This is a genomic window from Williamsia sp. Y853, from assembly GCF_056786495.1.
Window position 1 is genome coordinate 73,848 of the sequence record NZ_JBXCJC010000004.1, and the last position, 12,479, is coordinate 86,326.

Sequence of the window (12,479 nt, forward strand, 5' to 3'; positions counted from 1 at the left end):
TCCTCACACTCCGAGGCGCCACAGTGGATTCACCGGTCCGTGGCCTGCCCCGAGCGGGTAGGCCGCGGACAGTGAACGGGTCACCCACGCTTTGGCGAAACGGACCGCGGCCGGCACCGAATAGCCATGGGCCAGTGCACATGTGATCGCTGCGGCCAGCGTGTCGCCGGCCCCGTGGTCGTGGGTGGTGTCGATGCGTTTGGCGGTCAGTTCGATGAAGTCCGATCCGTCGAACAGCAGGTCCGGACTGTTCGGATCAGACCGCAGGTGGCCACCCTTGACCAGTGCCCACTGCGCACCGAGGGCGTGCAATTCCCGGGCGGCAGCTTCCTGACTGGCCCGATCGGTCACCTCGATCCCGGTGATCAGCCTGACCTCGTCGAGGTTCGGCGTGATCACGGTGGCAATCGGAATGAGCTTGCTGCGTAACGAATGCATCGCCTCATCGGCCAGCAGTTGATCGCCGTGCATGGACGCACACACCGGGTCGACAACGAGTGGGATGGACCGGCCGCGGCCGATGTCGAGGTCGCCGGCGACGTCGACGATCGCGTTGATGATGTCGCCGGAGGCGAGCATGCCGGTCTTGGCTGCGCTGATCCCGATGTCGGTGACAACCGAGTGGATCTGGGCGGCCACCACCTCGGGGGGTACCGGATGAAATCCGCTGACCCCCAGACTGTTCTGTACGGTGACCGCCGCCACCGCCGTGGTGGCATGTACGCCAAGCAATGCCATGGTGCGTAGGTCGGCGTTGATGCCCGCGCCGCCACCGGAATCCGTCCCGGCGATGGTCATGACACGGATCGGGCTCTGGCCTGGTTCGGCGAGCGGCAACAGTGGTGTCTCACTCATGTTGCAACCGAATTCGCCTCGGTCAGCGGCAGATACACGGCGCCTCCCTTGTCGCGGAACTCCTGGGACTTGGCCGCCATGTCGGCCGCCAACTTGCGGTCGATGTCGTCCTGGGTCACCAGGTTGTGTTTCTGCGCGTATTCGCGGACATCGGCGGAGATGCGCATCGAGCAGAACTTGGGGCCGCACATCGAGCAGAAATGGGCGGTCTTGGCCGGCTCGGCCGGCATCGTCTCGTCGTGATACTCCACAGCGGTGTCGGGATCGAGCGAGAGGTTGAACTGGTCGTTCCAGCGAAACTCGAAGCGTGCCTTCGACAGTGCGTTGTCCCGTTCCTGTGCTCGCGGATGTTCTTTGGCGAGGTCGGCGGCATGGGCGGCGATCTTGTAGGTGATCACGCCGACCTTGACGTCATCCCGGTTGGGTAGGCCCAGATGCTCTTTGGGTGTGACATAACAGAGCATCGCGGTGCCGGCCTGGGCGATCATCGCGGCGCCGATGGCAGAAGTGATGTGGTCGTATGCAGGCGCGATGTCGGTGGCAAGGGGGCCGAGTGTGTAGAAGGGGGCTTCTTCGCAGAGTTCCTCTTCGAGTCGGACGTTCTCCACGATCTTGTGCATGGGGACGTGGCCCGGCCCTTCGATCATCACCTGCACACCAAAGGATTTGGCGATCTTCGTCAGCTCGCCGAGGGTGCGCAATTCGGCGAATTGTGCGGCATCGTTCGCGTCGGCGATCGAACCCGGACGCAGGCCGTCGCCGAGCGAGAAGGTGATGTCGTATTGCGCAAAGATGCGACAGAGTTCGTCGAAGTGTGTGTAGAGGAACGATTCTTCGTGGTGCGCGAGGCACCAGGCCGCCATGATCGAACCACCGCGCGAGACGATGCCGGTGACGCGGTTCGCGGCCAGCGGCACATACCGCAGCAGCACACCCGCATGCACCGTCATGTAGTCCACACCCTGTTCGGCCTGCTCGATCACGGTGTCGCGGTAGATCTCCCAGGTGAGCTGAGTCGGATCGCCGTTGACCTTCTCCATTGCCTGGTAGATGGGTACGGTACCCACCGGCACCGGTGAATTGCGCATGATCCATTCGCGGGTGGCGTGGATGTCTTTGCCGGTGGACAGGTCCATGATGGTGTCGGCTCCCCATCGGGTGGCCCACACCATCTTCTCGACCTCTTCGGCGATGGACGACGTGACCGCGGAGTTCCCGATATTGGCGTTGACCTTCACGGTGAAGGCTTTGCCGATGATCATCGGCTCCGATTCCGGATGCCGGTGGTTGGCCGGGATGACGGCTCGGCCTGCGGCCACCTCTGCGCGGACGAGTTCGGCGGGCAACTGTTCCCGTGCCGCCACGTAACGCACCTCGTCGGTGATCAAACCTGCTCTGGCCCAAGCTAGTTGGGTGCTGGCACCGTTGATGGGTGCGGGTCGTTGCCAGGTATCGCGAGTCTTCGGGAGGCCGGCTTCGAGGTCGAATTGTGGGTCGGTCTCGGTGTAGGGGCCGGAGGTGTCGTACAGGTCGTGATGCTCACCGTTGGACAGGTGCACGCGCCGGCCGGGAACGCGCAGATGGTCGATCTTTTGGTAGGTCTTCGAGCTGCCACGAATGGGTCCGGTCGTGACTGAATGGACGGCTGTCGCCATGGTATTTCTCCCTACGCCGGCATTATCCGGTCAGGTTCATACGGTCGACGGCCGCCTGCCGTCCTCTCAGCCCTCGGATCGAAGAGCCCCCGTGCTTGTGAAGTTGTTCTCGGCGTAGCTTACGTCACCGTCCGGAGTTTTGGTGGGCAGGATCCGTTCGGGTAGTTGGTTCACGGCATTGTTCCGGGCCCATCGGTCATACTCGGCAAATGGTCTATGGGGTCCTCGCGGCCGTGTTCGCCGCGCTCGCGTACGGCACCTCGTCCGTATTGCAGGCCTACGGTGCGCGCCAGTCCAAACAAGATGCGGTGGCAAGGGGCGATACCGGGTTCGAGACCGCCACCGGCGGTCCGACCATGCGCGCCACCATCGCTGCAGTACTGACCGGTGCGTTCATCGTCGGTACCGTTCTCGATGTCCTCGGTTTCGCGGGCAACGCCGTGGCCTCGCGCCTGGCTCCGCTGTTCTTGTCTCAGACCATCGTCAGTTCGTATCTGGTTGTCACGGCGATCCTCGGGATCTTTGTCCTCGACATCAAACTGCTGCTCCGGGACTGGATCGCGATCGGCGCGGTGGTGGGGGCGCTCGTCGCGATCGGACTGTCGGCAGATGAGGACGGGACCGGTCACGATGGGATGTGGTTCCACTGGGGTGTACTCGTGGTGGCGTTTGCCTTGGCGGGTCTGTCCTTCGGGCTCGTCCGGTGGCTCGGTTCGCGGGCGGCGATCGCCGCCGGACTCGGTGCCGGTGCCATGTTCGGGGTGGTCGCGGTGTCGGTGCGGATCCTCAACGGGATCTCCGATTTCAATATCATCGAGATCCTGTCCGACCCGGCCGCCTACGCGATCCTGTTGACCGGTGCCGGCGGCTACTACCTGAACACCGTTGCGTTGCAACTCGGCTCGGTGAATGCGGCGACGGCGGCGGTGGTGGTCGGTGAGACGGTCCTGCCCGCGATTGTCGGCATCATCTGGCTCGGCGACGATGCCGTGCCGGGACGGACCTGGCTCGCTGTCACCGGGTTCGTCGTGGCGGTGGCCGGGGCGATGGTGATCGCGTGGTCCGGTGCCGCGCAGGCCGCCAACGCCGCCGAAGCAGGCAAAGACGTTGATGCTGCCCGGCTGGCAGACTGACCGCGCCCTGCCTGTGAGCATTACTTATCGAATAGCCCGGTACGTCTGAATTCTTCGCACGTAAACTACCTGTTTATGACAGCGCCCAATAACGCCGCCGCCTCAGTTTCGCGTGATCTCGCAAGGATCGCCAGGGCGCTGCGCGCGGGTGCGAACAAGAGTGCACTGCCGTTGAGTTCGTTGTCGGCGCTGTGGGTACTGCTCGACACCGGGGTACCGATTCGACTGTCGACGCTGGCCGAACGCGAGAATCTCACGGTGCCGACGATGTCGCGGATCGTCACCGGTCTCGAACGAGACGGTCTTGTGGTGCGTACCGCAGATCCGGCGGACGGCCGGGCGAGCCTGCTGGCGCCGAGCGAGACCGGAATCGAACTGGGCAACGGCAATCGGTCTCACCGGGTTCAGGTGCTGGAGAAGGCTCTGGCCGGGCTGGACGAGACCGAACGGGATGTCCTGGCGCGGGCCTTGCACAAGATCGCCGAGGAGTTGGCCGAACGCCCCGAGCAGTGAGTGCTCAGTCGCCGAGCTCCATGATCACCGGAGCATGATCGCTGGCGCCCTTGCCTTTTCGTTCTTCACGGTCGATCTCGGCGTGGGTGACCCGGGCTGCCAGTGCCGGTGAACACAGACTGAAGTCGATGCGCATTCCCTGCCGCTTGGGGAACCGGAGTTGGGTGTAATCCCAATAGGTGTAGACGCCGGGTCCGGGTGCATGAGGCCGCACCACATCCGCGTAGCCGGTCTTGACCATTGCCTCGAATGCGTTGCGTTCGGGTTCGGAGGTGTGCGTCTTGTCTTCGAAGAACGCCGGATCCCACACGTCGTCGTCGGTGGGTGCGATGTTCCAGTCCCCGGTCAGCGCGATCTGTGCCTGCGGATCATCGGCCAGCCATTTGTCGGCGTTGTCGCGTAGCGCAGCCAGCCATTCGAGCTTGTACGCGTAGTGCGGATCGGTGAGGGAGCGGCCGTTGGGTACATAAAGGCTCCATACCCGCACACCGCCGCAGGTGGCGCCGAGCGCTCTGGCCTCCAGGACCGGAGCCACTTCAGGGTCCTTGGTGAATCCGGGCTGGTTGTCGAACTGGCGCGCGACGTCCTCGAGGCCGACGCGCGAAGCGATCGCCACGCCGTTCCACTGGCTGAAGCCGAAGGTGGCGACCTCGTACCCGGCGGCCTCGAAACCCATCGCCGGGAACTGCTCGTCTTTGCATTTGGTCTCCTGCATCGCCAGGACGTCGATGTTCGACCGTTCGAGCCAGTTGACCACCCGCTCACTGCGGGCGCGGATGGAGTTGACGTTCCAGGTGGCGATTCGAAGCATGCAGCAAGTTTTTCACACCGGTGTGTCCGCGCAGGTCTGCGCCCGGTGATTGTGGATCCCGTGGGCGTAAGGTGAGCCAATCGGGACCTATCAGGTTCTCAATCAAGGGATCGCCACATGGCAGACAAATCGCCCCGTCAAGGTATGAAGACCGGCAAGTCCCTGAAAGAAAAGCGCGCCATCAAAAAAGGCAAGTCCGATGCCGCGCCTGGCGAGACCAACTTCACTGGCAGCAAGAAACGCTGAGGTGCCCAGACTTTCTGTTGGGATACTGGCGCATTCGGCCAAAGAGAACGAGCGTCGACTGCCTGTCCATCCGCGGCATTTCGTGGACCTCGATGAGGACCTGCGCCCATACATTCAGCTCGAACACGGTTACGGCGAGCATTTTGGCGTCACCGACGCCGATCTGCTGCCGTATGTCGGACGAATTGCGTCCCGCGCGGAATTGATCGCCGACTGCGACGTCATCCTGCTTCCCAAGGTGCAGGCTGCTGATCTCTTGGAAATGCGTGTCGGACAAACGATCTGGGGCTGGCCGCACTGCGTGCAGGACACCGCCCTCACCCAGATCGCCATCGACCGTCGATTGACGCTCATCGCATTCGAGGCGATGAACCATTGGGGGGCCGACGGTCGCTTTGCCCTCCACGTCTTCCACAAGAACAATGAACTGGCCGGCTACTGCTCGGTGCTGCACGCGCTGGAGCTGGCAGGCAAGACCGGCGACTACGGTCGCCGGCTCAAGGCCACCGTCATCGGTTTCGGAGCCACCGCACGCGGTGCGGTGACCGCACTCAATGCGCACGGCATCGGCGAGGTGCACGTGTTGACCAACCGTGACGTCGCGGCGGTCGGCTCACCGATCCACGGAACCCAGATCGTGCAGCTCGAGTACGGCGAGCGCGGTGACCCGGCCAGTATGTCGGCGCAGACGCCGGATGGCATGGTGTCGGTGGCCGAGTTCCTCTCAGGTAGCGACATCATCGTCAACTGCGTCCTGCAGAACACCGACATGCCGCTGACCTTTCTCGACGAATCCGACCTGGAGGCGTTCGAAGCGGGCAGCATCATCATCGATGTTTCTTGCGACGAAGGCATGGGCTTCAGCTGGGCCCGCCCGACGACGTTCATCGAGCCGTCGTTCACCGTCGGCAACAATGTCCTCTACTACGCGGTTGACCACAGCCCTTCCTACTTGTGGGACTCGGCGACCTGGGAGATCAGTTCGGCGTTGCTGCCGCATCTGAGTGTGATCATGGATGGGCCTGCGGCCTGGGATGACGCACCTGTCATCTCGCGGGCGATCGAGGTCCGCGAAGGTGTGGTCTCGAATCCATCGATCCTGTCGTTCCAGGACCGCGAAGAGGTGTACCCCCACGTGTTCCGGTCGGATCGCGCTGTCGCCGCCGTCGGCTGATCATCGGACGAAACAAGGTCGCAAGCTGGCGCTAACCTCGTCGCTGCAAAGGCTCGATACCGTTCGGCATGACCCATGCAACCGAGATCTCGGAGTCCTCCGAATATCTTCAGAAGCGTCAACTGCGTAAGGGCACAGCCGGGTGGGTTCTCCTCGCCGGGCTTGGTGTCAGCTATGTGATCTCCGGTGATTACGCCGGATGGAATGCCGGTCTGCTCGAAGGCGGATTCGGTGGTCTGCTCATCGCGTCGGTGATCATCGCCGCGATGTATTTCGCGATGGTGCTGGGGATGGCAGAGATGTCATCGGCGCTGCCTGCCGCCGGTGGTGGTTACACCTTTGCCCGGCGGGCGTTGGGGCCGTGGGGTGGGTTTGCCACCGGCACGGCGATCCTGATCGAGTACGCGATCGCCCCGGCAGCCATCGCCACCTTCATCGGCGGCTACGTCGAATCGCTGGACCTGTTCGGGATCTCCGACGGTTGGTGGGTTTACCTCGCTGTGTACGTGGTCTTCATCGGCATCCACCTCGTCGGTGCGGGCGAGGCCCTCAAGGCGATGTTCGTCATCACCGCGATCGCGCTTGTCGGGCTGGTCATCTTCGGTATCGCCGCCATCGGGAGTTTCGACACGGGGCTGCTCACGGACATCGCCGCTGATCCGGATGCAACCGGATCGTCGGATTTCCTGCCGTTCGGCTATTTGGGCATCTGGTCCGCGATCCCGTTCGCGATCTGGTTCTTCCTGGCCATCGAAGGCGTGCCGCTGGCCGCGGAAGAAGCCGAGAACCCCGAGAAGAACGTGCCGCGCGGCATCATCGCGGCCATGGGCGTCCTGCTCCTGACCGCTGCACTGGTGTTGTTCCTGGCCACCGGCGCGCTCGGCGCGCAGGGTGTCGGCGAATCGGCGAACCCGCTGGTCGACGCGATCGACGGCAGTGCCGCAACGGTCGTCAACTACATCGGGCTGGCCGGTCTGGTCGCGAGCTTCTTCTCGATCATGTACGCCTACTCGCGTCAGCTGTTCGCATTGTCACGGGCCGGCTATCTGCCGACGGCACTGTCGGTCACCAACAGCCGGAAGGCACCGACCTGGGCGCTGATCATCCCGGGCATCATCGGATTCGCGCTCACCTTCACCGGCGAGGGCGCAATCCTGTTGAACATGGCCGTCTTCGGGGCCGCGCTCAGCTACGTGCTGATGATGGTCAGTCACATCGTGCTCCGGGTTCGTGAGCCTGATATGCCACGTCCGTACAAGACCCCGGGTGGGGTCTACACCACCGGTTTCGCTCTCGTGATCGCCATCGCCTCGGTGATCGCCACCTTCCTGGTCGACACCACGGCGGCGCTCTGGTGTCTGGGCGCGTTTGTCATCTTCATGGCCTACTTTGGTTTGTACAGCCGCAAACACCTGGTGGCGAACTCGCCCGACGAGGAGTTCGCCTTGCTCGCAGAGGCAGACGAGGAAATGGAATAAGGCGTGACGATCTATCGACACACGCTCGCCGGCACCACCTACATCTTCGACGGGTTGGTGGAGTTGCTGGCGAAAGCGACACCGGCCCGTAGCGGGGACGAATTGGCCGGGTGTGCAGCCGAGTCGGATACCGAACGGGCGGCCGCACAGTGGGCCCTTGCCGATGTGCCGTTGACGGTGTTCTTGACCGAGGACGTGGTTCCGTACGAGACCGATGAGGTCACGCGGTTGATCATGGATACCCATGATGCGCAGGCATTTTCGACCGTTGGATCGTTTACTGTCGGGGAGTTCCGGGACTGGTTGCTGGACGTGGCGGCCGGACCTGCGGCCGACGCCGCTGCGACGTTCACTTCGGTGTCTCGAGGGGTGACGCCGGAAATGGCGGCGGCGGTGAGCAAGCTGATGCGCAATCAGGATCTGATCGCGGTGTCGCGTGCGGTCTCGGTGGTGTCGGCGTTCCGGACCACCATCGGTCTGCCGGGAACGCTGGCGACCCGACTACAACCGAACCATCCCACAGACGATCCGACGGGGGTCGCCGCGGCAACTCTCGACGGATTGTTGCTCGGCTGTGGGGATGCGGTGATCGGGATCAATCCGGCGACCGATTCACCGCACGCGACATCGGAGTTGCTGCATTTGCTCGACGACATCCGGCAGCGGTACGAGATTCCGGTGCAATCGTGTGTGCTCTCGCATGTCACCACCACGATCGGTTTGATCGAGGCGGGGGCGCCGGTGGATCTGGTGTTCCAGTCGATAGCCGGAACCGAAGGCGCCAACAAGGGTTTCGGTGTCGACCTCGCGGTGCTGCGCGAGGGGAACGAGGCAGGGAAGTCGTTGCAGCGCGGGACCGTCGGCAACAATGTGATGTATCTGGAGACGGGGCAGGGGTCGGCGTTGTCGGCGGGCGCTCACATCGGGACCGGTGGAAAGCCCGTTGATCAACAGACATTGGAGACGCGCTCGTATGCTGTTGCGCGCGAACTCGATCCGCTGCTGATCAACACAGTGGTCGGGTTCATCGGCCCCGAATACCTGTACGACGGCAAGCAGATCCTGCGCGCCGGTCTCGAAGACCACTTCTGTGGGAAGTTGCTGGGTCTGCCGATGGGGGTGGATGTCTGTTACACCAATCATGCCGAAGCCGATCAGGACGACATGGACAACCTGTTGACGCTGCTCGGGGTCGCCGGTGTGCCATTTGTCATCACCGTGCCCGGCGCCGACGATGTGATGCTCGGGTACCAGAGTTTGTCGTTCCATGACGCGTTGTATGCCCGCCGCACACTGGGTTTGGCTCCGGCCCCCGAGTTCGCCGCCTGGCTTGACCGGATCGGCATGCTCGGTCCGGACGGCCGGGTGCTGGATCTGGCACCGGAAGCGTCGCCGCTGCGCTCGCTCGCCGGTCCGGTGGCCCGATGAGTGAACTGTGGGATGCGCTGCGTCTGCGCACGGCGGCACGAATCGGGCTGGGGCGCACCGGGGATTCGCTTCCGACGACGCGGGTGCTCGAGTTCGCCACTGCGCACGCGGCGGCCAGGGATGCGGTTCACCAGCCACTTGACGTCGACGCGCTGGTTGTCGACGTCGCGGCGGTGGGTCTGGGGGAACCGCTGTTGGTGACTAGCCGGGCTGCCGATCGCAGTGAGTACCTGCGCAGGCCGGATCTGGGTCGGATGCCGGCAGATCTGGATTCCGTGGATGAAATCGGTGCCGATATCGGCATTGTTCTGGCCGACGGGTTGTCTCCGATTGCGCTCGCCGAACACGGCGCGGGCTTGCTTTCGGCTTTGAAAGAGGTTTTGGCACCGAGCTATTCGCTCGCCCCACCGGTGATCGCCACCCAGGCCCGGGTGGCGTTGGGTGATCACATCGGGGCGGCCCAGAAGGTCGGAACATTGATCGTCATCATCGGCGAGCGTCCGGGACTGTCGGTCGCCGACAGCGTCGGGATCTACCTGACACACTTGCCGACGCCGGGGCGGGCCGATTCGATGCGCAACTGCATCAGCAACATCCACCCACCCGGCGGTCTGGGCTACGCCGACGCCGCCCGGGTGTGTGCGGCGCTGGTGGAAGGTGCCCGCACACTGGGACGCAGCGGCTTTGAACTCAAGGACAACAGTCGCTCGCTGACCGCTGACTGAGGTTCGGATGATGGTCAGCGCAGGGGGTTTCGATGAGTAGGCCGATTCCCGATGTACCGATTGCTGCGGTCGATGTTGCGACGCTCGGCATCAGCCCCGGCGGTCAGCCGTACGTTGTGACGCTGGCCGGAGTGCTGGGCGGCGGCAGCGGCTTCGTCGACCACAATGGCCACCCTGACATCGATCGGCTCCGCGTCGCGCTCAGCCCGCGGATCGAGGCGGAGGTCGACCTGCACCAGCGTCCCGATCGTCGGGACGGGCAATGGTGGTGGACGTATGCAGCGGCCGATCCCGCGGTGCACATCACCATCGAGGAAGCGCTCCCCGGTGAAGGGTTCGAAGATGTATGCAGCCGTTTGGTGATGACACCACTGGGCCCCAATCACCCGCTCTGGCACATCGCGCTCGTCCCGGCCGCTCGGCCTGGCCGCTGCGGAATGGTGGTGCGGCTACACCACGCGCTGGTCGATGGCGCTCGCGCGAGCGCATTGATGGAGCGCCTTTTCGGGGAGGATTCGGTGGAGCACGATGCCCGGCCGGTGAGAGTTGTTGAGCGCGAGGCGGGTTCCGTGCCGTCGTCCGCCTCGCGGCTGGCCTTTCGGGTGCGTTCGATCATGCAGTCGCGCATCAGGTCTCGGATACTGCTCGGTCCCGTGAGTGCGGGCCGGGCAGTGTCGTCCGCCAGTGTCGATCTTGCGGCGCTCGAGGCAGCTGCCCAACGCTGCGGCGCAACGGTCAACGACGCCTACCTGATCGCGGTGGGACAGGGGCTCGCTGTTGTGATCGAGCATGCGGGAGAACCGATTCCGGAATCCCTCGCGATTTCGGTTCCGGTGCGAATCGACGCGCACGGCCCCGCGCACAATGCCGTCGGCTTGATGATTGTCGATGTGCCACTTTCCGATCCGTTGTCCGCACTTGCGGTGGTCGCTGCGCGGACGGCTGCCTCGAAGGCCCTTGCGCGGGCCTCGGGGACCGTCATCCGCTCGGCCCTACTGGCACGCGGATTCAATGTGCTCGCCCGGCACCAGCGCATGATCGCGACTGTCGCGTCCAATGTGCGGGGTCCGAGCCGCCCACTGGTGCTCGATGGCGCGCCACTTGTCGAACTGTGGCCCTTGGGGCCGCTTGCCGGCAACGTACGGGTCGGATTCACAGCAGCGTCCTACGCCGGCCGGTTGTGGATCGGCATCGAAACCGACTCCGAGTACATCCCCGACGTGGCGGAGATTGCGGCGGCGGTCGAACGGACGCTGGCGGCCATCGCCGCCGATTGAGGTCCGGGAGCCTCCGCATGGACGTCGGGGGATGGCCCTGACGGATTTGGTCATCCAGCGCAAATAAGGGGTCCTTCGCGTTACATTTGATGTGCTTTTGACGACATGGGTACCAGATGGCATTCAAGCCTGAGGGAGAACCGTCGATGAAACTCGTTGCAGCCAGACGCTCGGGCGCTCGAATCGGAATGCGTTCACTCGCCGCGACTGTCGGTGCGGCGATGCTGATCGCCGGCGGCCTGACCATCGGTTCTGGTGCCGCAAATGCGGCACCAGCTCGTCAGACAATGTGGATCGACTCCTGTGGCATGCCCGGCCCGATCAAGGTCAACTACTGGGCGCGGCCAGAGAACTACAAGACGGTGGTCCTCCTCGACGGATTGCGGGCGACCAACGATGTCAGCGGATGGGAGCACAACACCCGGGTTCAGGACATGGCCGATTCCGGCGTCAACGTGGTTCAGCCCATCGGCGGGCTGGCCAGCTGGTATGCCGATTGGGACGCCCCGAGCAACCTCAACAACCAACAGTTCCGGTACCAGTGGAACTGCGTGATCACGTGGAGCCTGGTTCAGGCTATGGACGCGCAGGGACTTCGCGGACCAAGTGGCAGGTACGCCATCGCCGGAATTTCGATGGGCGGCGGCCCTGCACTGGTGATCGCTGCCAACAATCGACAAAACTTTTCGCATGCGTTTTCCATGTCCGGCGTCCTGGCGTTGTCGGTGCCCGGCACCCGCAGTGCGGTGCGCTTGATACTCATCGATGCGGGCATCGAAGCCGGTGTTGGTCCGTTCAACTCAGACAGCATGTTCGGTCCGCCATGGAGTCCGCGATGGGCGGACAACGACCCACTCATCCAAGTGCCGAAGATGCACGGGCTCAAAGTACGGGTCGCCGCGTCTACCGGACTGTGGGGTCAATACAACACCGATCCCATCAACTCCCTCAAGGGTTCGCCCCTCGAGGTGCTGGCCCTTGCGCAAACCCGCGCATTTGAGGCCCAGGCGGCGATCAACCGGCTGCCCATCACCACCGATTACCCGATCACCGGCACACACGACTGGGGATACTGGTCGGAGATGCTGTGGCGGGCGAAGGACTCCGGCTGGTTCCGCTGAGGCTCTCCGGGCCGAATTCGCGCCACTTACCTGCGTACGCGCCGGTTGCAGCGGGCGCGTGTG

The 12,479-nt window shown here is 63.8% G+C and carries 12 protein-coding genes; 9 read left to right on the forward strand and 3 right to left on the reverse strand.

Annotated features, from left to right (window positions below):
* Positions 1-3 precede the first annotated feature (3 nt).
* Together thiD and thiC are read right to left on the reverse strand one after the other, a co-directional pair.
* A complete protein-coding gene (thiD, locus tag AC1TPF_RS20850) occupies positions 4-855 on the reverse strand; it encodes a bifunctional hydroxymethylpyrimidine kinase/phosphomethylpyrimidine kinase (RefSeq protein ID WP_482145196.1) in 852 nt (283 codons plus the stop codon).
* A complete protein-coding gene (gene thiC / locus AC1TPF_RS20855) occupies positions 852-2,510 on the reverse strand; it encodes a phosphomethylpyrimidine synthase ThiC (RefSeq protein ID WP_482145197.1) in 1,659 nt (552 codons plus the stop codon). Before thiC ends, thiD begins: the two co-directional genes overlap by 4 nt.
* 209 nt (positions 2,511-2,719) lie before the next feature.
* Between thiC and AC1TPF_RS20860 the strand changes: the two genes are divergently transcribed.
* Positions 2,720-3,643 carry a hypothetical protein gene (locus tag AC1TPF_RS20860; RefSeq protein ID WP_482145198.1) on the forward strand — a complete coding sequence of 308 codons (924 nt, stop codon included), beginning with the start codon at positions 2,720-2,722 and terminating at the stop codon, positions 3,641-3,643.
* A gap of 75 nt (positions 3,644-3,718) precedes the next feature.
* The gene (locus AC1TPF_RS20865; protein WP_482141241.1) at positions 3,719-4,156 is read left to right on the forward strand and encodes a MarR family winged helix-turn-helix transcriptional regulator; all 438 of its coding nucleotides are present in this window, start codon (positions 3,719-3,721) and stop codon (positions 4,154-4,156) included.
* 4 nt (positions 4,157-4,160) lie between these two features.
* Here AC1TPF_RS20865 and AC1TPF_RS20870 read toward each other — a convergent pair whose 3' ends face one another.
* Positions 4,161-4,967, reverse strand: a complete 807-nt coding sequence (locus tag AC1TPF_RS20870) for an exodeoxyribonuclease III (protein ID WP_482141239.1) — start codon at positions 4,965-4,967, stop codon at positions 4,161-4,163.
* Between the two features lie 117 nt (positions 4,968-5,084).
* On the opposite strand from AC1TPF_RS20870, the gene AC1TPF_RS20875 reads away from it, so the two are divergent.
* The 7 genes from AC1TPF_RS20875 (at position 5,085) to AC1TPF_RS20905 (ending at position 12,416) form a co-directional block, all read left to right on the forward strand.
* Positions 5,085-5,213 (forward strand): hypothetical protein, encoded by a 129-nt coding sequence (locus tag AC1TPF_RS20875; protein WP_482141238.1) that lies wholly within the window; start codon positions 5,085-5,087, stop codon positions 5,211-5,213.
* Positions 5,167-6,387 (forward strand): N(5)-(carboxyethyl)ornithine synthase, encoded by a 1,221-nt coding sequence (locus AC1TPF_RS20880; protein WP_482141236.1) that lies wholly within the window; start codon positions 5,167-5,169, stop codon positions 6,385-6,387. The genes AC1TPF_RS20875 and AC1TPF_RS20880 overlap by 47 nt, the downstream gene beginning before the upstream one ends.
* 68 nt (positions 6,388-6,455) lie before the next feature.
* Positions 6,456-7,865, forward strand: coding sequence for an ethanolamine permease (gene eat / locus AC1TPF_RS20885; protein ID WP_482141234.1), 1,410 nt, complete (start codon positions 6,456-6,458; stop codon positions 7,863-7,865).
* A gap of 3 nt (positions 7,866-7,868) precedes the next feature.
* Complete coding sequence (locus tag AC1TPF_RS20890) at positions 7,869-9,293, forward strand: ethanolamine ammonia-lyase subunit EutB (RefSeq protein ID WP_482141233.1); 1,425 nt, start codon at positions 7,869-7,871, stop codon at positions 9,291-9,293.
* Positions 9,290-10,018 (forward strand): ethanolamine ammonia-lyase subunit EutC, encoded by a 729-nt coding sequence (gene eutC, locus AC1TPF_RS20895; RefSeq protein ID WP_482141231.1) that lies wholly within the window; start codon positions 9,290-9,292, stop codon positions 10,016-10,018. The genes AC1TPF_RS20890 and eutC overlap by 4 nt, the downstream gene beginning before the upstream one ends.
* Positions 10,019-10,050: 32 nt before the next feature.
* Complete coding sequence (locus tag AC1TPF_RS20900) at positions 10,051-11,295, forward strand: wax ester/triacylglycerol synthase domain-containing protein (protein ID WP_482141229.1); 1,245 nt, start codon at positions 10,051-10,053, stop codon at positions 11,293-11,295.
* 146 nt (positions 11,296-11,441) lie between these two features.
* Complete coding sequence (locus AC1TPF_RS20905) at positions 11,442-12,416, forward strand: alpha/beta hydrolase (protein ID WP_482141227.1); 975 nt, start codon at positions 11,442-11,444, stop codon at positions 12,414-12,416.
* The last annotated feature ends 63 nt before the right edge of the window (positions 12,417-12,479 follow it).